Annotated in this window: 21 protein-coding genes; 5 read left to right on the top strand and 16 right to left on the bottom strand. The window is 59.8% G+C overall.

Translation table 11 applies throughout. The features are described 5' to 3' along the window. Positions 1-120 precede the first annotated feature (120 nt). A complete protein-coding gene (locus ACEN8Z_RS11290) occupies positions 121-609 on the bottom strand; it encodes an SRPBCC family protein (RefSeq protein ID WP_495597670.1) in 489 nt (162 codons plus the stop codon). Between the two features lie 198 nt (positions 610-807). On the opposite strand from ACEN8Z_RS11290, the gene ACEN8Z_RS11285 reads away from it, so the two are divergent. Then, entirely contained in the window at positions 808-1,206 is a 399-nt protein-coding gene (locus tag ACEN8Z_RS11285) for a GFA family protein (protein ID WP_495597669.1), read from the top strand. Between the two features lie 63 nt (positions 1,207-1,269). After that, complete coding sequence (locus tag ACEN8Z_RS11280) at positions 1,270-1,671, top strand: lysozyme inhibitor LprI family protein (protein ID WP_495597668.1); 402 nt, start codon at positions 1,270-1,272, stop codon at positions 1,669-1,671. A 150-nt stretch (positions 1,672-1,821) separates the two neighbouring features. Here the strand turns inward: ACEN8Z_RS11280 and peaD are convergent, their stop codons facing one another. From peaD to peaA, 4 genes are all read right to left on the bottom strand, one after another. Continuing rightward, entirely contained in the window at positions 1,822-2,940 is a 1,119-nt protein-coding gene (gene peaD / locus ACEN8Z_RS11275) for a quinohemoprotein amine dehydrogenase subunit beta (protein ID WP_495597667.1), read from the bottom strand. A gap of 23 nt (positions 2,941-2,963) precedes the next feature. Further along, complete coding sequence (gene qhpC / locus ACEN8Z_RS11270; protein ID WP_007971075.1) at positions 2,964-3,287, bottom strand: quinohemoprotein amine dehydrogenase subunit gamma; 324 nt, start codon at positions 3,285-3,287, stop codon at positions 2,964-2,966. A gap of 1 nt (position 3,288) precedes the next feature. Beyond that, the gene (peaB, locus tag ACEN8Z_RS11265; protein WP_108231965.1) at positions 3,289-4,719 is read right to left on the bottom strand and encodes a quinohemoprotein amine dehydrogenase maturation protein; all 1,431 of its coding nucleotides are present in this window, start codon (positions 4,717-4,719) and stop codon (positions 3,289-3,291) included. A gap of 95 nt (positions 4,720-4,814) precedes the next feature. Beyond that, complete coding sequence (peaA, locus tag ACEN8Z_RS11260) at positions 4,815-6,395, bottom strand: quinohemoprotein amine dehydrogenase subunit alpha (RefSeq protein ID WP_495597666.1); 1,581 nt, start codon at positions 6,393-6,395, stop codon at positions 4,815-4,817. Positions 6,396-6,739: 344 nt separating this feature from the next. Here peaA and ACEN8Z_RS11255 point away from each other — a divergent pair, with 344 nt between their 5' ends. Continuing rightward, on the top strand, positions 6,740-7,096 hold the full coding sequence (locus ACEN8Z_RS11255; protein WP_495597665.1) for a hypothetical protein: 357 nt from the start codon (positions 6,740-6,742) through the stop codon (positions 7,094-7,096). A 49-nt stretch (positions 7,097-7,145) separates the two neighbouring features. Here ACEN8Z_RS11255 and ACEN8Z_RS11250 read toward each other — a convergent pair whose 3' ends face one another. After that, positions 7,146-7,400, bottom strand: coding sequence for a DUF1652 domain-containing protein (locus tag ACEN8Z_RS11250; protein WP_204933857.1), 255 nt, complete (start codon positions 7,398-7,400; stop codon positions 7,146-7,148). Positions 7,401-7,677: 277 nt separating this feature from the next. Here ACEN8Z_RS11250 and ACEN8Z_RS11245 point away from each other — a divergent pair, with 277 nt between their 5' ends. After that, positions 7,678-9,168: an aldehyde dehydrogenase family protein gene (locus tag ACEN8Z_RS11245; protein WP_429491709.1), complete on the top strand. Its 1,491-nt coding sequence runs from the start codon at positions 7,678-7,680 to the stop codon at positions 9,166-9,168. Between the two features lie 123 nt (positions 9,169-9,291). Here the strand turns inward: ACEN8Z_RS11245 and qhpG are convergent, their stop codons facing one another. The 9 genes from qhpG to ACEN8Z_RS11200 form a co-directional block, all read right to left on the bottom strand. Further along, positions 9,292-10,587, bottom strand: a complete 1,296-nt coding sequence (gene qhpG / locus ACEN8Z_RS11240) for a flavin-dependent monooxygenase QhpG (RefSeq protein ID WP_495597664.1) — start codon at positions 10,585-10,587, stop codon at positions 9,292-9,294. After that, a complete protein-coding gene (gene qhpE, locus ACEN8Z_RS11235) occupies positions 10,584-11,261 on the bottom strand; it encodes a subtilisin-like serine protease QhpE (protein WP_495597663.1) in 678 nt (225 codons plus the stop codon). Before qhpE ends, qhpG begins: the two co-directional genes overlap by 4 nt. Then, positions 11,251-12,969 carry an ABC transporter ATP-binding protein gene (locus ACEN8Z_RS11230; RefSeq protein WP_495597662.1) on the bottom strand — a complete coding sequence of 573 codons (1,719 nt, stop codon included), beginning with the start codon at positions 12,967-12,969 and terminating at the stop codon, positions 11,251-11,253. Before ACEN8Z_RS11230 ends, qhpE begins: the two co-directional genes overlap by 11 nt. Beyond that, on the bottom strand, positions 12,969-14,873 hold the full coding sequence (locus ACEN8Z_RS11225; protein WP_495597661.1) for a sigma-54-dependent Fis family transcriptional regulator: 1,905 nt from the start codon (positions 14,871-14,873) through the stop codon (positions 12,969-12,971). The genes ACEN8Z_RS11230 and ACEN8Z_RS11225 overlap by 1 nt, the downstream gene beginning before the upstream one ends. A 243-nt stretch (positions 14,874-15,116) precedes the next feature. Beyond that, a complete protein-coding gene (locus ACEN8Z_RS11220; RefSeq protein ID WP_495597660.1) occupies positions 15,117-16,436 on the bottom strand; it encodes an outer membrane protein transport protein in 1,320 nt (439 codons plus the stop codon). Positions 16,437-16,588: 152 nt separating this feature from the next. Then, positions 16,589-18,499 carry an acyl-CoA synthetase gene (locus ACEN8Z_RS11215; protein WP_495597659.1) on the bottom strand — a complete coding sequence of 637 codons (1,911 nt, stop codon included), beginning with the start codon at positions 18,497-18,499 and terminating at the stop codon, positions 16,589-16,591. Positions 18,500-18,501: 2 nt separating this feature from the next. After that, positions 18,502-19,458 (bottom strand): fumarylacetoacetate hydrolase family protein, encoded by a 957-nt coding sequence (locus ACEN8Z_RS11210; RefSeq protein WP_495597658.1) that lies wholly within the window; start codon positions 19,456-19,458, stop codon positions 18,502-18,504. A gap of 175 nt (positions 19,459-19,633) precedes the next feature. Further along, positions 19,634-20,725 (bottom strand): VOC family protein, encoded by a 1,092-nt coding sequence (locus ACEN8Z_RS11205; RefSeq protein WP_495597657.1) that lies wholly within the window; start codon positions 20,723-20,725, stop codon positions 19,634-19,636. A gap of 87 nt (positions 20,726-20,812) precedes the next feature. Next, on the bottom strand, positions 20,813-21,427 hold the full coding sequence (locus tag ACEN8Z_RS11200; RefSeq protein WP_007984994.1) for a TetR/AcrR family transcriptional regulator: 615 nt from the start codon (positions 21,425-21,427) through the stop codon (positions 20,813-20,815). 351 nt (positions 21,428-21,778) lie between these two features. On the opposite strand from ACEN8Z_RS11200, the gene ACEN8Z_RS11195 reads away from it, so the two are divergent. Continuing rightward, the gene (locus ACEN8Z_RS11195) at positions 21,779-23,035 is read left to right on the top strand and encodes an NADH:flavin oxidoreductase/NADH oxidase family protein (RefSeq protein WP_495597656.1); all 1,257 of its coding nucleotides are present in this window, start codon (positions 21,779-21,781) and stop codon (positions 23,033-23,035) included. Here the strand turns inward: ACEN8Z_RS11195 and ACEN8Z_RS11190 are convergent, their stop codons facing one another. Beyond that, complete coding sequence (locus ACEN8Z_RS11190) at positions 23,036-23,683, bottom strand: TetR/AcrR family transcriptional regulator (protein WP_495597655.1); 648 nt, start codon at positions 23,681-23,683, stop codon at positions 23,036-23,038. Positions 23,684-23,685 lie beyond the last annotated feature (2 nt).

The raw sequence follows: 23,685 nt of genomic DNA, 5'->3' as shown, positions 1-23,685 counted from the left end.
GAGGCCAGATTACACATCGGATCCAATTTGTAACAGGCGATATCGCTACCATCGTGTGTAAGACATTCGCTATAAACCCCCTTCCGAAAACCCTTAGACGCCTCAGGCTTCGAGCCGACTTCAGCCACTCTGTTGCTCGTGGGACTTGGCATTTTCGATCAAAAACTGCTCGATATTGTTCATTTGCTCTTCCCACCCACGACTATCCATTCGGAAAGCCTTTTCCCGGCGCACATCGGGGATGTGATCGAAACCGGACTCGGAGACTCTGAGCAAGGTGCCTTTTTCATGATCTTCCAGTTCGAACTTGACCAGGGTGGTTGGCTCCTGGGAATAGTCGATCTCGGGACGCACCGCGTACGGATGCCAGCGAAACGAAAACAACCGCTCCGGCTCGACCCGCTCGACCAACACGTTCCACAATACGTGTTCATAACCGGGGTACGTGACCCGGCCCTGGGTCCACTCGCCTGCAACAAAACGCTTGCCCTCCAGCGCCACGCCAAACCACTTCCCGAACTCTTCGGCATGGGCTATCACTCGCCAGACCTGTGAACGCTTGGCCTTGAGCAGGATTTTCCTTTCGATGCGATCAGATGCTGGGTTCATAAGTCACCTCCTGTACTTGAACAGTAGGTCAGTAAGATCACAAGACCAACCCTAAAGTTGTACCAATCGGGATGCGCAATCAACCATACCTGAGATATTCGGTTGCATTTACGCCGATAAGTTCTGGGGCAAGAGAATAGTCGGAGAATCGAAACTGCTAACGTTCCCCATTGAAACCGCCCCCGAAAGGAGTCATCCATGAAAAACCTGCGCGGCAGCTGCCTGTGCAAAGCCGTCGAGTACGAACTCGATTGCCTCGACATGCCTATCAGTCACTGTCACTGCCAAACCTGTCGCAAGGCTCACGCGGCAGCTTTTGCATCGACCGCCGGGGTCATGCGCGAGCACTTTCGCTGGACCAAAGGCCAGGATCGACTGAGCCGCTACGAATCGTCGCCGGGCAAGTTTCGGCATTTCTGTTCGGTCTGCGGTGCACATTTGATGGCCGAACGGCTGGCCCAGCCTCACGTTATTGTTCGTGTGGCGACACTGGATAGCGATCCGCAAATGACGCCCCAAGCGCATATCTGGACGTCTCATGATGTGCCATGGCTTGAATACGAATCGGCGGAAAAACACTCGCAATGGCAAGCGTAGTGGGCTGATTCCATCTCGGCGCTACACTGCACCTCTACATTCGGTCACAGCGAGCACTCCAGCATGAACCCACGCTTACTATTGGCGCTGACGCCCCTGTTGTTCACCTCGATGGCTTTCGCCGTGGACTGCGAAAACGCCAGCGACCAGTCGACGATGAACCAGTGCGCGGCACAGCAGAATGCGGCCGCCGACAAGGAGTTGAATGCGCTGTACCAGCAGATCACTTCGCGACTCAAGAGCAATCCGGACAGCAAGAAACAGTTGGTGAGTGCGCAGCGGGCGTGGGTTGCGTTCCGCGATGCCGAGTGCAAGTTCTCGGCGTCCGGGGTGGAAGGTGGGAGTGTGTATCCGCTGATCTACAGCAACTGCACCACGGAACTGACCAAGGCACGAACCCGGATGTTCAAGAACTACCTGAAATGCCAGGAAGGGGATTTGAGCTGCCCGGTGCCGGGGGTTTGATTTTTGCTATTTTTGCGGTGTTTCTGAGGGACCCATCGCGAGCAAGCTCGCTCCCACAGGGTTCAGCAGTGTTCACACAACAGTGATCACACTGCGAATCCACTGTGGGAGCGAGCCTGCTCGCGATTGGCGTCAGTTCAGTCGCCGCAACTACCGGACAAAAACCTGCGCCGTGGTAATCGCCATGTCCCCGCCCGGCAGCTTGATACTACCGGTCTGTTTCAGGCTGTCGGCATCGAAGATCGCCACGTCGTTGAAGGTCCCCGCCAGGTAGATCTTGCTGCCGTCCTTGTTGAAGGAAATGCAGTAGTACGAGTGATCGAGCGTGGCGGACTGAAGCATTTTCTTCTGCTTGATGTCGTACTTGGCCAGGCGGTTGAGCACGCCAAACATCAGGTTCGGATCCTTGGGCGAGCGCATGCCGCTGAAGTAGATTTCGGTCAGGGGGCCGAAATCGGTGGTTTCGGTCTTGCCGGTCTTCAGGTCGACGCTGAACAGGCCGTACAGGTATTCGGCCGTGGCCGGGTCCTGTTTCTTGTCCTTGAACTTCGCCGCGGTGTAGAGCAGCGAGAAGTCATGCCGATACGTCTGCTGGTTCCACACGTAGAGCACGTCCGGTGCGCTGTAGTTCGGGCGTTTCCAGTGACGGCTGGGGATCAGCACATCGAACTTGCCGGTCTTCACATTGACCTTGTAGACATCCGCCCCCGCCACGTACAGCGTGCCGTCGTCGCCACTCTGCATGATGGTCAGCTGCCGTGGCACCGGGAAACTGCGCACAGGCTTGGCGTCCATCCCGGCGTCGGTGGCATACACGTCCAGCCGAGGCTGCTGCACTTCGTACCGATCGTTCATCATCAGCGTCGGGTTGGCGATGGTGAACAGTTCCTTGCCGTCGTGGCTGAGGGTGAAGGCGAACATAGACTTCGCTTTCTCCCCCGGCTTCTGGGTGATGCTGGCGTGGAACACCTGCTTGCAGCTGTCCAGTTCGACGCCGTAGACATCCGCGTAGTGATTGTTCAGCACATAGGCAGTCTTGCGGTCCGGCGACAGCTGCACGGTGCCGGGGCCGAAGGCGTCGGGCATCTTGCAGGTCTTGTACAAGGTGTCGGTGGCCAGATCGATCACGTGCAGGTTGTTCGGGTAATTGGTGGTCAACATGTATTCGTGACCGTCTTGCAACGCGGTATTTTCATCGGCCAGGACACTGACCGAACAACTGCTCAGAACGGCGAACGCGGCCAGGCCGCAGGCTTTGATATTACGCATGCTGGAATCCTTCTGATATCCGATCACTTGTCTTTCGGGAAGACAGTGCCGAGGTTGCGCCAGTTTTCGTTGGACGCCTGGGCATCCTTGTTCCAGTCCGGGTAGGTGCTCATCATGTCGGGCACCTGGGCCGGCCACCAGCAAGGGTCGGAGCACCCGTAGAGGTCGGCCTCCATCGGCTGGCACAGCGACGACACACCGCCAAATGCATCGATTTCCCAGCCCGGGTCGGTGGTCGAGGCGCAGCCCGCCACGGAACTCATGGCCACCACTTCTTCGATGCGGTTTTCATCCGCGGCCTGATCCAGCTTCAACGCTTTGTTATTGATTGCCTTGAGATGTTTCATATCAGTGAGCCTTGCGCGGAGTGATGTAACTGCTGATGAACGCAGGGTTGTTGGCCATGATCCGGGTGTAGACCTCGATGCCGAAATCGACCCAGTCACGCATCAGTTCGCAGTAGTGATAAGTCGGGTGCGTCGGATCGCCGTAGCGGGCGTAGCTTTCGTGGTAACAACCGCCGGAGCACAGGTTGCGGATCTGGCAGTCTTCGCAGCCAGTGTTGGTGCGGTCCAGGCGCTGGGACAGGAAGTCGTTCAACTCCACCTGCTTGACGCCGCTGTGCACGTTGCCGAAGGTCGGCAGACTCGAACCGGTGAAGCGGTGGCACAGGTTCAGTTCGCCCTTGTGATCCACCGCCAGCATCTTCAGGCCCGCGCCGCACGGCAGGGCTTTCTTGTGGCCTTCATGAATGTCGGTGATCAACTGGTGCAGGTTGGAGAAGCCGATGTTGCGGTGTTCCAGCGCCGCTTCCAGGTAACGCTTGCCGAGTTTTTTCATGTTGGCGAACACCTGCACCAGTTCATCGCTGGTGAGGTTGAAGCTGCTGATGTCGCCGGAAGTCACCGGGGCAAAGCCGACCTCAGCGAAACCCAGTTCGTTGAACAGGTGATCCCAGATGGTTTCGACGTCGGTGACGCCGGTGGTCAGGGTCACCCGCGCCCCCACCGGACGGCTGTTGTAGCGCGACAGCAGCATCTCGGCCTTGCGCCGCACCACATCGTACGTGCCCTGCCCGCCCACGGTGATGCGGTTGCGGTCGTGCACGGTTTTCGGCCCGTCGATACTCACCGACAGCCCGAAACGGTGAGCGTTAAGGTAGTCCACGGTTTCTTCGGTGAGCAGTGTGGCGTTGGTGGTCATGACGAACTCGACGAACTTGCCCGCCTCGCGAAAACGCTTCTCACAGTAGTCGACCATGTACTCGATCAGCTTGCGGTTGCTCAGCGGTTCGCCGCCGAAGAACACCACGGTAAAACGCTCTTCATCCGGGGATTCGCGCAGCAGCATTTCCACGGAGGCAATCGCCGTTTCCACGTCCATCTTTTTGCCGGCCGACGGCTTGTCGAGGTCTTCCTTGTAGCAGTAGGTGCAACTCAGGTTGCAGCCGGTATTGACATTGAGCACTACGGTGTTGATCGCCGTGCGCTCGACCCGTTTGGTGGCGATGTCCGGGGTCAGTGGCGAGCCGTCGCTGACCAGTTCCAGGGCCATCAGCTCACGCAGGGTCTCGGTGATTTCCTCGCCGTTGAAGCGCGCGGCCAGGCGCTGGATCAGGTCGTCCGACGAACAGCCCGGGCCGCGCAGGGTATCGATGATGGTGCCCGTCAGTTCATCGCTGGCGAACAGTGAACTGCTGGGGATGTGAAACAGCATGCGGTCGGCATCGACCTGCACTTCGTGCAGGTTGCGTTCGACCAGATTCAAGATAGCGCCCATTGCCAACCTCCTGTGCAGGCCCCGCTTAGGGGACCTGCGATCATTCCGAAAAAGTGTTTGAAGCCGTTGCTTTCAGCGCAGCTCACGTTTCAACATCACGGAATGGGTGGATTGTTCCAGCGTTGCACGGTCACGATCATGTGGCCTTCACCGGTCAGGGATTTCCCTGCGTCGTCGACGGCGGCGATTACCTTGAGGTTGCCGGCATTGTTGGTGGACATCTTGCGCGCCGGGTTCGGCCCGGCATCGCCCGGGGTGAATACGCCTGCATCGGCCTGCATGGTGCCGGCAAACTTGACGTCTTCGTCTTCCTTGGCGCGGTCGTCGAAGGCCTCGACCTTCCATTGCGCCGGGAACACGCCGATGCGGTACGGCTTGCCGTCTGCGCCCTTGCCCCAGGCTTCCGCGTCGAAACGGCCCTGGACTTTCGGCGTCGAACCACCACCTTCGCCGATCCGCGCCACCGAGAACTCAGGCACCACTTTGACTGCATCGATCTTGCTGTACACCGACAGGCTCGGGCCTTTCAGGGTACCGACGGTGACTGCACGCAGCCCCGGTTGCGCGTTGGCGGCAGCCTTGAGCTTGACCTTGATTCGCTCGGGGCTCTGCTCGACGACTTCAACCACTTCCACACCTTTACCGAAGTTCGGTTTGCCGGTCAGACCGCTGCCGATCAACGTCACCTCGGTTTCGCTGCCGGCCTTTAGATAACCCGGCTGCACCGCCAGTAACCGGTTGGAGCCCTGCCTGGCTGCGACGAAGTCCAAACCACGTTCATCGTGCTCGGCCTCGAACATCCGGCCCTGCAGCGCATTGCCTTGCGCGGCGAACACCTGACGCATGGTCACGCCATCGATGGTCACGTTGCCGCGCCATTCGTAGCCGGTGTACAGGATTGCACTGCCGTCGCCATTGAACGGACTGCCATCGGCGTATTGGCCTTTGACGCTGACCTTGAAGGTGTCGCTGCCATCGGCACTCACGGTCATGACACCGGCCAGCTCACCCTTGCCCGGCAAGTGGCCGCTGAAGCTCCAGTCGCCCACCAGCGCATCGGCTTTGGGCGCCGCGCTCTGCCATTTTTTCCACGCGGGGTTGTCCAGCGGATAACGCTTGGCCAGCAGCGGCACCATGTCCTTGCGGGCGATGTCGAACCAGTCGCGGTCGCGGGCCAGCGCCTGGTATTCCAGGGACGGCCACTGACCGAGGTGGAAGTTCACCAGACGTTCCCACTCCTGCGCCGGACGCCGTTGCAGGGCGACCCGCGCCCCGGAGTGGCAGCGGCCGCACATCTGGCTGGTCTGGTCGTCGAAGTGCTCGACGGTATTGAGCCGCCGCTCCAGCGCATAACGCACGCCATCGGTTTCGCTCGGCGCCAGGCCCTGGCTGTCGGCCAGGTATTTGACCAGCGTGCGACGGTCGTCATCGCTGATCTGCAAACCGTGCATGGTCTGCATGCGGGCGATGCTCATCAACCAGCCTTCCGGCGTTTTGCGCTGGTGGCTGATACGGCTGAGGGCGTTATCGGCTTCGGGGGTGTGACAGCCCTGACAGGTTTCCTTGAGGATGGTCTGGGCGTCGCGGGCTGCCAGGCTATGAGGCGAATGCAGCGCTACACAAGCGGCTACGGCCAGCAGGCTGGCGCTCATGCCTGATCGGAGTTTTCTCTTCATCAACGTCGAACCTCGCACGGTGCGTTCTTATTGTTGTGGCTTATCGTTTTTATGGTTTCTGCCGCCGGCTTTGATTCGCTGACGGAGGCAAGAGAAACGTCTGCAATGTGCAATACACAGAGCGTGCCAGCTTGCCGATAAGCTTTTTTATCAATCACTTGCGTTGATTTTCCTGCCTTGGGCCATGCCAGGACGCGATGAGCTGCGTCTAGTTTCGCGACAGCTGTTGCAGTCTGAGACAGCATAGTTGGCCCTGCCGGAACAGCTCATCGCCCGACCATTGACGCCCCTCCCCTGCAGGTGCGAAATGGAGAGTCACCGATTGCCAACCAGAGGAATAAAAAATGGCAAGCATCACTGTCCTGGCGGGGGACTTTCTGCAGGGTGATGGAGATTATCGCGATGGCGTTTTTACCCTCAGAACGTCGCTGTACCCGTGGCCCGGCCTGACCCTCCCGCTATCCAGGTTCAAAAGCGTGGAAGTGGCCAATGAGGACTCGATCAACAACATCAAGCAAGCCATCGGTTTCGGCATGGCAGGAGCCATGTTGCTGGGGCCGATCGGCGCATTCGCCGGGTTCATGCTGGCGGACAAGGAAACCGAAGTGACCTTCCTGGCGACACTCAAGGACGGGCGCAGGTTACTGGTTGCCGCAGATAGCAGCACGTTCGAGGAAATATCGCGAAAAATGGCGTCTTGAACCTATCAGCGCAGTCCGCACCACACCCGTGGTGCGGCTGACGTCAGGGTCAGTGATAGAACGTCGGTTGAACGCTTTTTTGCGACTGGATCTGTTGGCGCATTTCCGCCACCAGCGTCGCAATGCCGTGGACGCTGTCCAGTTTCCACAGCGGCACGTGGGTGGCCACCAGGTCCACGTGGCCGGTCATGCAATCGCAGACCCGGATCGTCAATGACTGGTCCGGCGCCACGCTGCAGGTGCATACCGAGGGCAGAAAACTGCGCTCAATGATGCTTTGGATCTCCAGGGGTGAAAGGTTCATCGCTACCTCCCTTACGACAGATGTGTAGCCGGGAAAATGGTCCGTCATTTCACCCACCGAGCCGGAAAATTCTAGTCCTCGCCAAGGGGCGCCTCAAGATCGCGGGCCGGTTGTTCGTCGTCTCATCCGGTTTCTCGATTTGCGACAATCCCTCGTGTTATCCGACTGCTTCGGCGTCAGGCAAAACCCCGTCAGACAAGGCCTGACCGGCACTCCCGAACACTTGGCACAGCCATTGCGAAAGCCCGGTTCTCACGAACAACAAGAGGCCTCGCCAATGTCGCTCCCAAACGTGCTTCCCGCCACTTCGGCATTCATCCAGCGCGCCCCGCGCATGCTCATCGGTGGCGACTGGGTCGAGGCCGCCGACGGCCAGACCATGCCCCTGCACAACCCGGCCACCGGTGAGGTGCTATGCGTGGTGCCACGGGCAACGCCGGAGGATGTCGACCGCGCGGTACTCGCCGCCCGTCAGGCGTTCGACGACTCGGCCTGGACCCGCACCCGTCCCCGGGAGCGGCAGAACCTGCTATGGAAACTCGCCGACCTGATGCAGCGCGACGCCGAATTGCTGGCGCAACTGGAATGCCTGAACAATGGCAAAAGCGCGGCCGTGGCCCAGGTGATGGACGTGCAACTGGCCATCGACTTTCTGCGCTACATGGCCGGTTGGGCGACCAAGATCGAAGGCTCTACGGTTGACGTGTCGGCACCGCTGATGCCCAACGACCAGTTCCACAGTTTCATCCGTCGCGAAGCGGTGGGCGTGGTCGGCGCCATCGTCGCCTGGAACTTCCCGCTGTTGCTGGCCTGCTGGAAACTCGGTCCGGCCCTGGCCACCGGTTGTACCGTGGTGCTCAAACCCGCTGACGAAACCCCGCTGACCGCGCTGAAACTCGCTGAGCTGGTGCTGGAAGCCGGGTATCCCGAAGGCGTGTTCAACGTCGTCACCGGCACCGGCATCACCGCAGGCGGAGCCCTGACCCACAACCCATTGGTCGACAAACTGACCTTCACCGGTTCCACCGCCGTGGGCAAGCAGATCGGCAAGATCGCCATGGATTCCATGACCCGGGTGACCCTGGAGTTGGGCGGCAAATCACCGACCATCGTGATGGCCGACGCCGACCTGAAAACCGCCGCGGCCGGGGCTGCCAGCGCGATTTTCTTCAATCAGGGCCAAGTCTGCTGCGCAGGCTCCAGGCTGTATGTACAGCGCAAGCATTTCGACAATGTGGTGGCGGACATCAGCGATATCGCCAACGCCATGAAACTCGGCAACGGCCTGGACCCTAGCGTCGAGATGGGGCCGTTGATCTCGGCGCGGCAGCAGGAGCGGGTCTATGGGTATATCGAGAAGGGCCGGGCAAGCGGCGCGACGATCGCCTGCGGTGGTGAACAGTTCGGCCCCGGTTTTTTCGTCAAACCGACGGTGATTGTCGACGTCGATCAGAAGCACTCACTGGTGCAGGAAGAAATCTTCGGCCCGGTGCTGGTGGCGATTCCGTTCGATGACGAAGCCGATGCCTTGCGCATGGCCAATGACAGTCCCTACGGCCTGGGGGCGAGCATCTGGTCCAATGACCTGGCGGCGGTGCACCGGATGATTCCTCGGATCAAGTCCGGTTCGGTGTGGGTCAACTGCCACAGCGCCCTGGACCCGGCGCTGCCGTTTGGCGGCTACAAGATGTCCGGGGTCGGGCGTGAGATGGGGTATGCGGCGATCGAGCATTACACCGAGCTGAAGTCGGTGTTGATAAAACTCTGATTTGCGGCGACCTCTCGGGCGCCATCGCGAGCAGGCTCGCTCCTACAGGGGATTTGTGTACGACGCAAAACCACTGTAGGAGCGAGCCTGCTCGCGATGAGGCCAGCCCAGCCACCCCATATTTCAGGGCTTGAACCCCTGAGCCAACAACCAACTGCGAACCACCCGCCCCTGCTCCACCGTCAACCCCGCCAAAACCTGCTCCACTGGCTCGTTACGCAACCGCCGCACCAACGGTGCCACCTCAATCCCCTGTACATGCCAGATGCCCAACGGCTGATCCGCCGTGATCACCACCTCGGCCTCATCGACAAAACCATCGCGCAGCACCGGTGCGCGCTCGATCATCAGGGCATTGAAATCGGCCTCGGCATGGGCGATTTCAGCATCCGGCCATTGCCGTCGCGCCTGCCAGAATGGCTGATCCAGCCAACGCTGCTCATCGGCATAAAAATCCCGGCCAATCCGCGCAAACCGCAAGAACAACTGTTCCACCCGCTGCTGGTGGAAACGCTGGGCCAGAGCCGCCCGCTCAGGTTTGCACAACAATGTGTTGATCACCGTCGGCGCCTGCAACGCCGAAGACAAGGACTGAAAGATGCCATTGCCCGACAACGGGTCCACCGCCATTGCCGCATCACCGACCCGAATCCAGTTATCGCCGCACACCTGCGGGCTGAGAATCGCCGTGCTGCTGCGGGCGTGCAGCTGCAAATCAAGCTCTGGTTCGCCGCCGAAAAACCCACGGGCCACTGCCGACTCCCCACGGCGTTGGCGACAGTATTCGAGCAACATAGCCTTACCCGGCAACCCGGCACTGGCCACGTCCACCGTCCATTGCCAATAACACTGGCCGTCGGCCCGCCGCGCCATCCAGGCCCAACCGTCCGCAAGGCTTTCCACGGCGCTGGCGGTGCTGCCCGGCGTACCTTGCCAGCGATTGAGCAGGCTGACCGTCTCCGGTCCACGCAAGCCTTTACCGAGGGTCGGCGCCTGGCGTCCGCGGGCCTCTACCAGAAAGTCCGCTACCAGCGATTCGCGGCCGTCGATTTCGATTCGATGTCCGGTCGCGCAGGTCTGTACCGCCAGCACTCGACCTTCAATAAGTTCAACTCCAGCCAGGCGCAATTCCTCGCGCAAGCCGCGATCCAGGGTCGGGCGATCGAGCAGGTATTCAACGTTCTGCGCATGCTGCTGGCCGTTCCAGTTCACCTGTCGTTGGGAAGGCAGCGCCGCTTGCGCCAACGCCTGATGCAGGCCCGCGCCACGTAACGCCTCCAGCACCCGCAAGGACACGCCTTCCAGCGCAGCAAAGCGGCGCCACTCGCTGACCAGTGTCACGGCGTAACCCAGTCGCCGCAGCCCCAAGGCCGCCGCCGCGCCCGCCGGCCCCGCCCCCAGAATCACAATCGCGGTCATGGCCCGAAACGCCGTTCGGGGCCGCGATAACGTGCGTTCTGTCGCAGAAACTCGATGATCTGATCATTGCTGGCGTCAGGCTGCTCGGCGAGGAATCCGGCGATGTGCCCACTCAATGCGGCACAACCGAGGCTCGCCCCGGATTGCCCCGGATAGGTGCCATGCACACACGCGGCGAAATCCGCCTGGGCACTGTTGAGCCACGACCACTCCTGCTCGGCGCACCGCGCATCTCCGGTTACCCGTAACACCTGCGGATAGTTCGCCGGAAACACCCCGTCCCCCTGGGCCGGACTCGACGCACACAGCAGCACACCCCGTGCCACCGCCGCCGCGCAGGCGGCGCGCAACAGGCTGCGATCCTGACGCAAGCCGAGGCTCAAATTGATCAGTCGAACCTCCTGCGCCACCAGCCAGTCAATCGCCGTGGCGATCTGCAAGGCACTGGTGACACCGCGCTGGTCGAACACCTGTGCCACGCAAAACAGCGCCAATGGCGCGCGCCGGCCGATTGCCTCGATCACGGCACTGCCATGCCCCAGCGGGTCTTCGCGCAAATCGCCCTCGGCCAGGCCGTCTTCAAGCAATGAAAAGCGTCGACCGGCGATCACTTGCACCCGTTGTGCTGCCGAGTGTCCGCTGTCCACCACACCAATGCGCAACTCAGGTTTCATGCAGCACCGTTTTCGAGGTCAGCACGCCGTCGAGCAATTCGAAACGCAGATCGGCATCGGCCAGGGTGGAAGGACGATGGCTGATCAGGATGCGCGTACGCCCGGCAAACAAGCGGTCGATGGCGTCGATGACTTCGCGCTCGGTGGCTTCGTCCACCGCGGAAGTGGCTTCATCGAGTACCAGAATCAAAGGGTCCTGCAACAATGCCCGGGCAATCGCGATGCGTTGCTTCTGCCCGCCAGACAACTGCTGACCCCGCTCGCCCAACGGGCTGTCGAGGCCTTCGGGCAACGACTCGATCAGGCTGTCGAGTTGCGCCAGTCGCGCCACTTCGGCAATCGCCTCGCGGCTGGCGTCCGGCACTGCATAGGCCAGGTTGTCGGCGAGGCTGCCGCGAAACAGCACGATGTCCTGGCTGACCACGGCAATGCGCCGACGCAACTGGAACAGGTCCAGTTCGCGCACATCGACGTCGCCCAACAGCACCCGGCCCGATTGCGGATCGTGATGACGTTGCAGCAGGTCGATCAGGGTCGATTTACCCACGCCCGAGCCGCCGCTGAGGGCCACCTTCAAACCGTAGGGAATCCGCGCTTCGATACCGCGCAGGGTCGATTGGCGACCGGGATGGGCGAAGTGCACGTTGTCGAACCAGAGTTCGCCGCCATTGGGCATCGGACGTGGCGTGGCGGGCGTCAGTACGGTTGGTAGTTCACCGCGCAACTCCATGACCCGGCCGAGGCTGACGGTCATCCGCTGAACGGCGACGTAGAGCCCGAGCAGGCTCTGTACCGGCCCCACGGCCATCCCCAGGTAGGTGGAAAACGCGATCAGCGCACCGAGCTGCCAGGTGCCCTGCACCACCCAGTACCCGCCGATCAAAAATGCGCAGGCCCTGGACAGCGAGGTCAGCGTGCCGGGCACGGCCTGGGTGAAAAACTCGGTGATTTGCAGGCGCAGCAACTGGCTCATGTAGCCTTGCCCCAGCGTCTCCAGGCGCCGTGCTTCGCGCTGTTGCTGGCCGGCGGACTGGATGAACTTCATCACCGGCAACGTCTCGACCATGAACGACGACATGTCCGCCGAACGCTCGCGCAACTGCCGCACATCGCGTTCGACCTTGCGCCGCATCCAGCGCAGCCAGAGGACATCGAGGGGAATCAGCACCAAGGCCAGCAGCGACAATTTCCAGGACAGGGTCAGCAGCATCGCCACCGCGACCACCAGGCCGATCACACTCGACACGGCCGAGAACAGCGAGTCCACGGCAAAACGCTGGATTTCCGCGACGTCGCCATCGAGGCGCGACATCAGGTCGCCGATGCGCCGCTGGCCGTAGAAACTCGGCGACAGGGTTTGCAAATGCCGATACAGGTCATCGCGCAGGGCAAACAGCATGCGCCCGGACAGGCGCGTGTGCAGGTAGCGATTGATGCCCGAAAGCGCTGTCCCCAACAACCCGGCAACGATCATCAGCCCGGCAATCAACACTAGCATCGGGAAGTTGCGCGCCAGCAGGCCATCGTCGATCAGCAGTTTGGTCAACCACGGCTGCACCAGCACCAGCGCTGAGGCGCAAACCGACAGGCCCAGCAGTCCGGCAATCGCCAGGCGATGGGGTCGCACAAAGCTGTACAGCCAGCGCAGCGACGCTTGCAGGGCCTCGGGGTTCTGGCTGTCGATCAGCCGGACGATCAAGCGCTGCATCAGGAACGCAACTGTTTGAGCTTGCGATACAGGGTCGCGCGGCTGATGCCCAAGGCGTCGGCGGCGGCCGAAACGTTGCCCTGATGCGTGTCCAGGGACTGACGGATCAGCTCCAGTTCGTTTTCACGGATGCTGCCTGCCTGGGGCCGTTCGCTGGCGGTCAACTCGTCGAGCATGCTGTCGGGCAAGTGGTCGAGGGTCAGCACGGTTTCACCCGGCTCGCGCATAGCCAGCGCGGTACGCAGGACCATCTCCAGCTGGCGGATGTTGCCGGGCCAGTGATAGCCGCTGAGCAAGCGATTCAGATCGTCGTGCAGGAGCACGGTGGGTGCGCCCATTGTCGTCAGCATGCGACTGACCAGCGCGGCGAAATCTTCGCGATCGCGCAGGGCCGGGAGCATCACGCTGATGCCATTGACCCGGTAGAACAAGTCCTCGCGAAAGTGTTTTTCTTCCACCAGACGCTTGAGGTCACGGTGGGTGGCGCAGATCAATGCGACGTCGATATCCTGCTCTTCGCCAGCACCCAGGGGCGCGACCTTGCGATCCTGCAACACGCGCAACAGCCGAGCCTGCAAGGCCAATGGCATATCGCCGATTTCATCGAGGAACAAGGTGCCGCCGTGAGCCTGTTGCAGGCGCCCGACCATGCCGCCCCGGCGCGATCCGGTGAACGCGCCTTCGCGATAGCCGAACAGTTCGGACTCGATCAGGCCCTCGGGAATGGCCGCGCAGTTCACCGCCACGAAGGGTTTGTCGCAGCGCGCTCCGGCCATGTGCAGGGCGCGGGCGATAACCTCTTTACCGGTGCCGGTTTCGCCCAATAACAACACCGGCAGTTCATTGGCCAGGCCTTGACGGGCCATGCGCAAGGCACGAGCGTAACGTGTATTGCTGCCGGCCAGCGCTTCCAGATCCGGTTGTGCCTTGGCCTGTTTCGCAACGCTGCGCGGCGAGCTGCTGACGTTGATCGAGCGTTGCGGCGCGCGCAGGGTTTTGTAGAAGAATTCACCCTTGGCAGTTTGCAGGCTGCCGGTGCCGCCCTGATGCAGACGCGCCAACAACTGCAGGCCGTCGACTCCGAGAAACTCCTCGCAGCGCCGCCCAACCAGGGCCGAGCGCTCGGCGTGGAGCAACTGACAGGCCTGGGCGCTGACCGCCAGGATCTGCCCGCCGAGGCTCACGGCCAGCAGGCCTTGCCAAGGAGATTCCAGGTATTGCCTGCGGCTGTGGAAGGCCAGGACGATTTCGTCCGGATAGCTGGCATTGAACACCCGGCTTTCGATCTGGCTGACCGCCATGGCCAGCAACGCGGTGCTGTCGTGGGCGCGGCCGAGCGGGCCTTCGCGGGTCAGGTCGAGGACGCCAAGAATGTCGCCTTGGGGGCAATGGATCGGCACCGAGGTGCAGGAAAAATCACTGAGGCGATCCAGATAATGTTCGCCGCAATCGATCAGGGTCGGCCGGGCTTCCACCAGTGCCGTGCCGAGGGCGTTGGTGCCGCGTACGGCTTCACTCCAGCAGGCGCCGAGGGTGATGTCCTGCAGGCCACTGCCCTTGAGACGGTCGGCGCGGCCTTCGACGGCGAGGATGGTGGCGTCGGAGTTGGCCAGGATGATCAGCCCTTCCTTGCCCTGACGTTCGGCCAGGTAATCGATCGCCGGCAACGCAGCGTCGATCAGCAAGCGATTGCTGGCCAGCAACACGTCCAGGCTGGCACTCGATTCCAGCGCCAGCTCATGCTTGGCATTGAAATGCACGCCATGGCTCAGGCTGCGCCGCCACGAGGCATCGATTTCCGCCCGCAGGACGCCATCCGGCACTTCGCCTTCCAGGTGCAGCTTTTCCCGGGCCAGCCGGGCTTCGCGATGCAGTTTGGGGGAATTTGTTTTTATTAGCGTCATCAAGCGCTCCGGGTCATCCGCCCTGCGCCTTCATACGTCGGCGCCCTGCCGCAATCTTTACGTTAACGTCAGGGCAATGGCAAGTGCCGTAGGGCGCATACAGACCGCGTTATCGTTCATCGCGAGCAAGCTCGCTCCCACAGGGGGCATGGATGATCACATGCCTGTGTTTCAACCCGGTCAACTGTGGGAGCGAGCTTGCTCGCGAAAGCGGTGTGTCAAACGACATTGGCGTCGATTGGATCAGTACCGATAGGTTGCCTGCACTGAAATGCCATTCGCACTGTTCTCGTAGTTGGCACTGTATTCAGGTTGAAGGCCGGAGTTGTTCGACTGCTTTACTGAGACTTTGGAATCCCAGAGATAACCATAAGCAAAGTCTATCGTCAGATCGGAATTCGGCGAATAAGCGCCCCCCAAGGTCACGGCTTGGCGATTCCCGACCGGAACGCGCACGCTGCGATCGGCATTCCTGATGGGCGACGGATCATAGGCGTAGCCTGCGCGCAGCAGCCATTGCTGGTTCAATTGCCAGGATGCGCCAACTGCGGTGGACCACGTGTCGTGCCAGTTCATTTCTTCGGTCACACTTCCCAGACCAGCCGCCTGACCCAAGGGGGAAAGACCGCTGTTGACTGCCTCGACCTTCTTGATCCGGCTCCAACGTTTCCAGGTGGTCCCCAGGTATCCCGTCCAGCGACTGTTGAAATGATGGGTGATGGACGTGTCCACGGATTCGGGCATCGTGAGGTCTATCTTGTTGTCATAGTTTCCGTCCAGCGGGATAACGCTCGGGGAGCCGGAAACCTCAGTATGCCCTTTGAGTTCATAGCTCACCTTCGAGTGATAGTTAATCCCCCAACGGGTCGCATCACTCAAATCAAACAAGACGCCGACGTTGTAGCCAAGTGCCGTGTCATCGCCTTTGATGGTAACCAGTGTGTCCTGGCCGTTGTTCAGGGCGCCGGTGGCCAGGTAATTCTGAAGCTTTGCATTGAAACGGTTCAGGGTCGGTCCGCCACCAATGGACACGTAATCATTGATCCGCCAGGCAATGGTGGGCTGCAGGGTTATTTCCCTGGTCGTGCTATAGGAGCCATGGTAACGGCCCTGAAAACCGCTCTCGTAATCATTGATCAGACCACTCGGAGCATAAAGGCCCAGACCTATCGAAAAACGATCGTCAAGCGGCGTCGACATATAGGCAAAAGGCACAACCCCCAAAGGTACCGAGTCCCCTTTATTCGTTCCCGGGGCACTGCTCTGCGCATCACTGATGTCATCGCTCACCGAGACGACCGCGGCTCCGCCGGAAATTTCGGTACGCTTCAACTTGGTCAAACCTGCAGGATTGCCAAAGATAGTGCTGGCATCCAGCGCGGAGGACGACCTTCCCGCATAAGCAGTACCCGCACTACTTGCACTTTGCTCGTTCAAGGCAATGCCATTGGCGCTTGCGCTTGTTGAAACGCTGAGTATTGCCGCGGCACCTGTGAACTTAATCCAGGAAGACACTTCTCGCACAGCTGAGAGACACGGGGTTGCACGGTTGCTCAGTTTCATTTCCCACCTCGTATTGTTTTTATTGATTGGTGCGCAGGCAAGGCTTCGCCTTCCGGTGCACTTGGCAGTGCCGGTTGGCGTTGATCGAAGTTGTGAAAATGGCCCTGGCTGATTACTACCAGGACCGAGGTGCCGAACTTACGAAGTCAGGATCATTTGAGCCACTCCACCTGAAAGCTATAGCGACCTAGAAGGAGGGCCAGGGACTCTTGATTTCTCCCAGCCCGGATGCAGGCGACTAACCCACGTTGTTCGTGCTGAATCACCTCTACTGCAATGTCCTTCAGACACATGCGTTCCACTTCCTGCAGAACTACTCGGGCCACCTCGCGCTGCTGCAAAGCGGGCTTGAAGATCTTGCCAACCGCAGTCAATGGCAGTGCGTCGAGGATTTCGATCCGCTTGGGAATGGCCGCCCGCTCACTGATGTGGTGCTGAGCAAACTGCTCAAGTTCTTCAACATTGCAGACGTGGCCTGGTCGCAGTTGCACGTAGGCGACCGGCACTTCACCCGAATAAGCGTCCGGGCTGCCGATGGCGGCCGCCAACGCCACCGCTGGATGGGCCTGCAAAGCCTCCTCGATTTGTTTGGGATCGATATTGTGGCCGCCGCGGATGATCAGTTCCTTTTTGCGCCCGGTCAGCCAGAAATAGCCATTTTCATCCTGGCGCCCCAAATCACCCGTATTCAGCCAACGCTGACCATTGATTTCGATCCACAGGCCCCGGTTATGGCTTTCCTCAACGTAACCCTCGAACAGGTTCGGACCCGTGATGGTGATCAGGCCAACTTCGTCGATTTTGGCATCGCGCAGATATTCTCCCGAGTCATCGAGCATGACTGCGCGCATGTCCTGGTAGGCAATCCGTATACCGATGGAACCGATGTAGCGCTCGCCATGGGGTGGATTGACCGAGGAGACGCATGCGCCTTCCGTGAGTCCATAGCCTTCGAGGATCTTTACCCCGGTCCGGCCTTCGAATTCCCGGAAAAGCTCGACCGGCATCGGCGCGGCACCACACATGGCATAACGAAGGCTGGACAGGTCGCGGCCTTCCAGCTCATTTTGCAAAAGTGCGGAATAGACAGTAGGAACACCCGAGAAGAAGTTGATGCCGAAGTGCTCAACCATCTCCCAGAAGCGCGGGATCACGCCCTCACCACGATAACCCTGCGGCGTGCCGAGGATGACATGATCACCCTGGCTCCAAGGCATCAGGCCTGTCACCAGCTGTGCATTTACGTGGAACAGCGGCAACCCACAGAAAATGACCTGGCCACTCCCGTGTGGCTGCATGTGCGTGTCCATGGCCCACGCGTTGAAGACCTCCGCCCCATGCGTACGCATCGCAATCTTGGGTAGCCCCGTGGTACCTCCGGTGCAGAAGTAAGAGGAACGATCCTCAGGGCGGAACAGCCGCGCACTCTTCAGGTGCGTGCCGGGCTGAGCGTCCATCAACGTTCGTAATTCGTGAATCGTGGCCCCCCTGTGCAACTCACGTTCTTTTTGTGCCAGGGATTCAAGGGATTCAAGGGATTCACGTTGAGCTACATCGACGTAGGGTCCCATGCCAACCCAAACGACGTGCTTGATCTCGGGAAGCTGATCGAGCTGAGAGGCCAGCTTGGGCCACAGGTCGCTGCCCGGAGTCGGCGCGAGCGTTACCACCACGCTGGCCTTCGCGGCCCGTAGCAGGGCAGCCATCTGTTTGGCTTCCTGGAGCGGATTGATCGCCATGACGACACCGGCCGCTTCCCCCCCCCAGATGGTGAAGTGGGTTTCCGGCAGGTTGGGCAGGATGAAGGCCAGCACTTCACCCGGGACAATGCCCAGGTCATGGAAGGCATTCGCCGCGCGAGTGATATCTTCGACGAGTTCGGCATAGCTCCAGTGGTGGGTGTTCCTGAAGCAGCTGGCGTCGGCGAAGAAGCTCAGTGCGGGCGCGTTGGGGCTGAGCCTGGCTGTCCGTGTCAGTGCTTCATAGGTGCTGGAAGCCAGGCTACGCTCTGCCAACGGGACCTGCTCGATACGTTCAATGTCGTTCAGTGATCGCACCATCATCGTCAGGCTTCCTCTACGACTCGGTTGCGTTGCACACCCAGATCAATCACGCCATCCGCACTGCTAATGCGCGCTTCGACGACGTCTCCTGGCTTGAGGTACTGAGACCGCCCTTCCTGCGCCTTGAGGAAAAGCTTCCACTTGGTGGCTTCTGGCATCAGGGCTGCAATGCGCTGTTTGGCGGGTGAAGGTATGGTCAGCGCGCATCCCGCAGGAGTACCGGTGGCAATCAGATCGCCAACGGCGAGATCTTGCACGGCGGAGAGTTCGGTAAGGGTTTCAGCGGGACCGTAAACCAGGTTGGCCGTACTGTCGCTCTGTCGCACCTGGTCGTTGACCGTCAGGCGTAGCTGCAAAGCTTTCAGGTAATGCATGTCCTTGGCATCCAGAAGGCAGAGGTAAGGACCGACCGGACCAAATGTGCGGAAACTCTTGCCCTTGTAGAACTGCATCTGGGGAATCTGAATGTCGCGGGCCGAGTAGTCATTGACAATGACGACGCCTGCGATGAACTCATGCAGATTGGCGTCAGTGACAGACACGGAACCGGTGATCGCGCGTTTCATCACAAGCCCCAGTTCAATCTCGTAGTCGAGGAAGCGCACGGTACGTGGCTTGATCAGGTCGCTGTCAGCCGCCACCAGGCAACTCGTCGCCTTGGTGAAGATCATGTTGAATTTCTTCGCATCCGGATCCATGCCCGACTCAATCATGTGCTGACGGTAATTGGCGCCCTGGCAGACGAACTGCTGGTTACGGGTCACCGGCGACAGCAGTTTTACTACGCCCTCATCCAACTCCGAACCTTTCAGCTGAGCGAGGTCGTCAATACTGTTCTGGCGGATGAAATCACCGGTGGTTTCAAAAACACCGGGGATGACCGTGATACGGCCCTGGCGAAGCACGCCCCAGTGGATACCGTTCTCGAATTCAAAGCGGACTACATGTACAGCAGACATTGAAGGTACTCCTGGAGCGGCGTTTGTCCCGCGTTCGGTGGCGTGGGAACTGTGGTGTTGTTCTGAAGGGGGGCTGGCAACGCTGTAGACCAACGAGCCGCCGGCGATCAAGGCACCGGCTTTGAGCACATCCCGCCGGCCATACCGGGTTGAGTTACCCGACATGGCGGCAGCTCTACCCGAACATCCGCATGAGTGTTATCAACTTGCGAATGGTCAAGTCCGGGCTGCGTCGCAGGTTGCGGATCAGCGCACGCACATTGCTGAAGCTCATCCTGGGTTTGGTAAAACTCTTGGGCATACGTTGCCCCCACTGCGCCATTGCCTCGGGACTCACGGGATGAATGCCTGTAGGCCGGGTGGCCGTGAAAATATCCCCGTCGCAGTAATGCTCGTGCTTATCGCCCCATGGGTCTTGCCAGTAATCGAAGATCTGACTGCCCAGAATGTGTCGGCCGATTCCCCATGAGTGCTCCCAACCGCGCTCGCGCAGGACGCGCTGCCCCATTCCCACCGCGTCTGCATCGACGACTTCATAGGCGCTATGGCTATAGGTCGCCATGAACCCTTGCGCAATCGCGAGCGTATGGTGAGCCGCGGGAATGTCACCGAGATCAAGACGCATGAAAGTGACGATAGGCGTGCCGTCGGGGAGTACTTGCACATCGCTGGGAATAAACCCGAAATGCTGTGTATACCAGGCACAGGTTGCCTGATAGTCGGCCACTTCGATCACGATGTGGCCAAGTCTCAGTACTTCAGGGGGAGCAATCGGCGGGCGCTGCGTGGCGTTGATTCGCGGTTGCTCATGCGCCAGATTCCAGTGCAGAGGAGCTCTATGTGCCAGAGACTTGCCTGGAATCTGGTCGCAAACGGCTTCCACAATGAAGCCGGACGGATCAGTCAGTCTGACGTAATGCCCTTTGCCAGGATGTTCCGACTTTTCTACCGATGACGCACCCGGGATTCGAGTGAGCTTTTCCAGATCCTGCAGAGACTGGACTGCGAGTCCGAACCCGATAAAACATGCATGGTCGGCACGATGGACACGGTAACAATATGAAGTGGCGTCGGTGGCCCGTAGATAGAGCGTATCGGCGTCCTGCCGACTTACCGTCAGGCCGAAGTCGGTCAGGAAGCGCGCCGCCTCATTCAAGTCCGGCCTTTGAAAGATCAGGTGAGTCAGATCCTGGGCCTTCACCGTCGGCTGCGGATGCCGGGCGGGATGTTGTGTTGCCAACCGGTGCAATTCGTTTTTGTTGTTCATTGTTCTTGTTTTCCGGGTTTTTAGGGCAAAGCTGTCCCGAACCCCTGAAAAAATCAGGGGCGTTGTGTAGTTGAGTCAGTCAGGTGCTCAGTCGAGAGACGGAAGTGCCGGCAACTCTTTGGTCGCCAGCGCACGAGCCTCCTCTGGCGACACGCCCAATGCCCGCAGTACCAGTTCGGCGGTGTCAGAGCCCGATTCGCGCCACGTTCTGTGACCTTCCAGTACCAGGAAAATCGAGCCCAGGACGCTGCTCGATATCAGCGTCAGTACTGAGAGCAATTGCTCCTGCGCAAACGTGTAGCGACCTGTGGAAAGCCCGCCCAGAAGATCCGTAGTCGCTTGGCTGCTAAACATTTCGCGCAACGAAGAATTGCTCATGGCGAATTTATGTATGAATGCGCCCCACTGGGAGTCCTCGTGCGCTCGACGAATGAAGAATCGAATGCCATTGGCAAGGCGCTGAGCCGGATCGGAGAGGGAGTTGAAGCTCTTGTTGACGCGCTCATGCATCTCTCTCGCAAGATGGCTGGCGACTGCCTCGAACAGGCTTTCCATGCTGTCGATGTTGCTATAGACCGTTCCGCGCGCCACTCCTGCCTCTTGTGCAAGGTCGAGAATGTTCACTTGCGAGGTGCCTCTTTCAGCGAACAGGCGAAAGGCGGCTTGATGAATGCGGCGCTGCGTTGGATTTAGGGATTCCACGGTTCTCTCTCCAGGATTACCTTGTGACCTTATTGAACACCTGTGTTCATCTGACGTCAACAAAGTTTTTCCGGCCAGGTACGTCAACCTCAATAAAAACCGCTCTACAGCCGAAAAACTGAATGGTTGGTTGATGTAACAAGATCAGTGGAGGGCTCTATTCATTGACACAACTGAACACGCGTGTTCAGCTACATCCTGTTTGTGGCTCGCCTTCCCGGCAGGTCATCAAGCCGGCCCATCGATGTAAACCGGGACCTCAACAATTTGAGCAAGTACTGTTCAGACGGTGCTCAACGGTATGACCCTTAGCGATGGCTGGCCGACTTTTCATTAGCTGAAGGACAGAAAATGACCGGCTCAAAGCTCTTCAAACCGCTTCGATTGCCTAACGGCACGGTGATTCCAAACCGAATTGCCAAGGCTGCCATGGAGGAGAACCTTGCCAATGAGGATCACGCTCCTGGGGAAGCGCTGATCAAGCTCTATCGGCGCTGGGCGGAGGGTGGGGTCGGTCTGATCATCACTGGCAACGTCATGGTTGATCGCCACGCCTTGACGGGACCCGCTGGCGTGGTGTTTGAGGACGATCGGAACCTGAAGAATTTTCGGCTATGGGCCGATGCCTGCCGCAGTCGTGGAGCCCAGGCCTGGATGCAAATCAATCATCCCGGACGGCAGCTATTGGCATCAATGGGGCAGCCGGCAAGAGGCCCTTCCGCAGTTGCGGTCGATATCCCCGGACTTTCAAAAGCGTTTGTGCCGCCCAGGGCTTTGGATGAGCAGGAGATCGAAGAACTGATTGGGCGCTATACCCAAGCGGCGGTGTTGGCAGAGCGTGCCGGATTCACCGGCGTGGAGATTCACGCAGCGCATGGCTACCTGTTCAGCCAACTCCTTTCGCCCTTGACCAACCAGCGTAGCGACTGTTGGGGGGGCAGCCTGGAAAACCGTGCGCAAATTCTCCTGCGCACCATCGATGCAATACGTCAGCGTGTGGCGCCGATCTTCTGTGTCGCTGTGAAGCTCAATTCCGCGGACTTTCAGCGCGGCGGATTCGATGCCGAGGATGCAGCTCGCGTGGTGGAAATGCTTAACGCCAAGGCGGTCGATCTGGTCGAGTTGTCAGGTGGCAGCTACGAAAGCCCGGCAATGCAGGGGCAGACCCGCGATGGCAGTCGATTGGCTCGAGAAGCCTATTTTCTCGAATTCGCGGAGAAGATAGGAGAAATCGCGCGCATGCCGCTGATGGTCACTGGTGGTGTGCGAAGAAAGGAAGTCGCGGAGCGAGCGGTGAGCGGCTCGGTGTCGATGGTCGGGCTTGCCACGGCGTTGGCAATCGAGCCGACCCTGCCCAGAAAGTGGATGGCAGGCCAGGACACCGAAGTGGAGCCCATCGTAGTTCGCTGGAAGAACAAGGCGCTGGCGTCGCTTGCAGTGGCGTCGTTGATCAAGAAACAACTTGGCTTGCTGAGCCAAGGGAAACGAACACGACCCGGGACGTCGCCACTCATGGCATTGATCAGCAATCAGCTGAAATCCCGATGCCAGGCGAAGCGTTATCGGCAATGGATTAATAACGCCTGTCAGGTCAAGAAAGACATCTGATCAGGCGGGTAAGGGTTTTCCAGCGATCCTCCTGGCTCTGGCGGGTGTAACGCCCAGAGCCTGGAGAATCATTTCGGCGACCCGCAAATCGTGCCCCACCACTGCGCGGCCCTCGACAACTGAACGCATTGCTCCGGTTGTGCACGATAAGACTAAATCCAGGGCGACCCCTTCGTCCTCATAAGCAAAAGTCCCCGCACGCAGCCCCTCACGCAGATCGCCAAGTACATGGGCAGCCAAACGCGAGCGCACTGCCCGGTCGAAATGGATGATGCGCAGCAGCGCATTCGCCCATTGGTGGTCGGTGGCGGCTCGACATACAAACATGCGCACGCCAATCGAAAGCCGCTGCGCTCCGCACTGCACGTCCGCGTTCAAGACGGAAATGGCGTCAGAGAACTCGGCGGCCATGGCAATGCCCACCGCTTCGAGTACTTCGTCGCGCGTTCGGAAATAGTTGTAGATGGTGCCGTTGGATACGGCCGCCTCGGCGGCGACTTCGAACAATGCGATCTCCCCCACCTCCTTGCGTGCGACAAGTCGCAATGCCGCGTCCACCAGACCGCGACGGGTGCGCTCACGCTTCTTGTGCCCCCTGGTGAGAGGTTCTGGCGCAGCAGCTTCTAAAGGATGAGTGGGGGAATGCATGA

The organism is Pseudomonas sp. Pseusp10 (genome assembly GCF_059492225.1).
The sequence above is the reverse complement of the archived record's forward strand: the minus strand, read 5'-3'. Positions and strand labels throughout refer to the sequence as shown.

Bases quoted from the DNA above. Each gene is read 5' to 3' on its own strand.
- ACEN8Z_RS11255 (WP_495597665.1), top strand. From the start codon at position 6,740: ATGGCAAGCATCACTGTCCTGGCGGGGGACTTTCTGCAGGGTGATGGA.
- ACEN8Z_RS11220 (WP_495597660.1), bottom strand. From the start codon at position 16,436: ATGAAACTGAGCAACCGTGCAACCCCGTGTCTCTCAGCTGTGCGAGAA.
- ACEN8Z_RS11230 (WP_495597662.1), bottom strand. From the start codon at position 12,969: ATGCAGCGCTTGATCGTCCGGCTGATCGACAGCCAGAACCCCGAGGCC.
- ACEN8Z_RS11215 (WP_495597659.1), bottom strand. From the start codon at position 18,499: ATGATGGTGCGATCACTGAACGACATTGAACGTATCGAGCAGGTCCCG.
- peaB (WP_108231965.1), bottom strand. From the start codon at position 4,719: ATGGGCGCTATCTTGAATCTGGTCGAACGCAACCTGCACGAAGTGCAG.
- ACEN8Z_RS11210 (WP_495597658.1), bottom strand. From the start codon at position 19,458: ATGTCTGCTGTACATGTAGTCCGCTTTGAATTCGAGAACGGTATCCAC.
- ACEN8Z_RS11285 (WP_495597669.1), top strand. From the start codon at position 808: ATGAAAAACCTGCGCGGCAGCTGCCTGTGCAAAGCCGTCGAGTACGAA.
- ACEN8Z_RS11280 (WP_495597668.1), top strand. From the start codon at position 1,270: ATGAACCCACGCTTACTATTGGCGCTGACGCCCCTGTTGTTCACCTCG.
- ACEN8Z_RS11245 (WP_429491709.1), top strand. From the start codon at position 7,678: ATGTCGCTCCCAAACGTGCTTCCCGCCACTTCGGCATTCATCCAGCGC.
- peaA (WP_495597666.1), bottom strand. From the start codon at position 6,395: ATGAAGAGAAAACTCCGATCAGGCATGAGCGCCAGCCTGCTGGCCGTA.
- ACEN8Z_RS11225 (WP_495597661.1), bottom strand. From the start codon at position 14,873: ATGACGCTAATAAAAACAAATTCCCCCAAACTGCATCGCGAAGCCCGG.
- peaD (WP_495597667.1), bottom strand. From the start codon at position 2,940: ATGCGTAATATCAAAGCCTGCGGCCTGGCCGCGTTCGCCGTTCTGAGC.
- qhpC (WP_007971075.1), bottom strand. From the start codon at position 3,287: ATGAAACATCTCAAGGCAATCAATAACAAAGCGTTGAAGCTGGATCAG.
- ACEN8Z_RS11250 (WP_204933857.1), bottom strand. From the start codon at position 7,400: ATGAACCTTTCACCCCTGGAGATCCAAAGCATCATTGAGCGCAGTTTT.
- ACEN8Z_RS11290 (WP_495597670.1), bottom strand. From the start codon at position 609: ATGAACCCAGCATCTGATCGCATCGAAAGGAAAATCCTGCTCAAGGCC.
- ACEN8Z_RS11190 (WP_495597655.1), bottom strand. From the start codon at position 23,683: ATGCATTCCCCCACTCATCCTTTAGAAGCTGCTGCGCCAGAACCTCTC.
- qhpG (WP_495597664.1), bottom strand. From the start codon at position 10,587: ATGACCGCGATTGTGATTCTGGGGGCGGGGCCGGCGGGCGCGGCGGCG.
- ACEN8Z_RS11205 (WP_495597657.1), bottom strand. From the start codon at position 20,725: ATGAACAACAAAAACGAATTGCACCGGTTGGCAACACAACATCCCGCC.
- ACEN8Z_RS11195 (WP_495597656.1), top strand. From the start codon at position 21,779: ATGACCGGCTCAAAGCTCTTCAAACCGCTTCGATTGCCTAACGGCACG.
- qhpE (WP_495597663.1), bottom strand. From the start codon at position 11,261: ATGAAACCTGAGTTGCGCATTGGTGTGGTGGACAGCGGACACTCGGCA.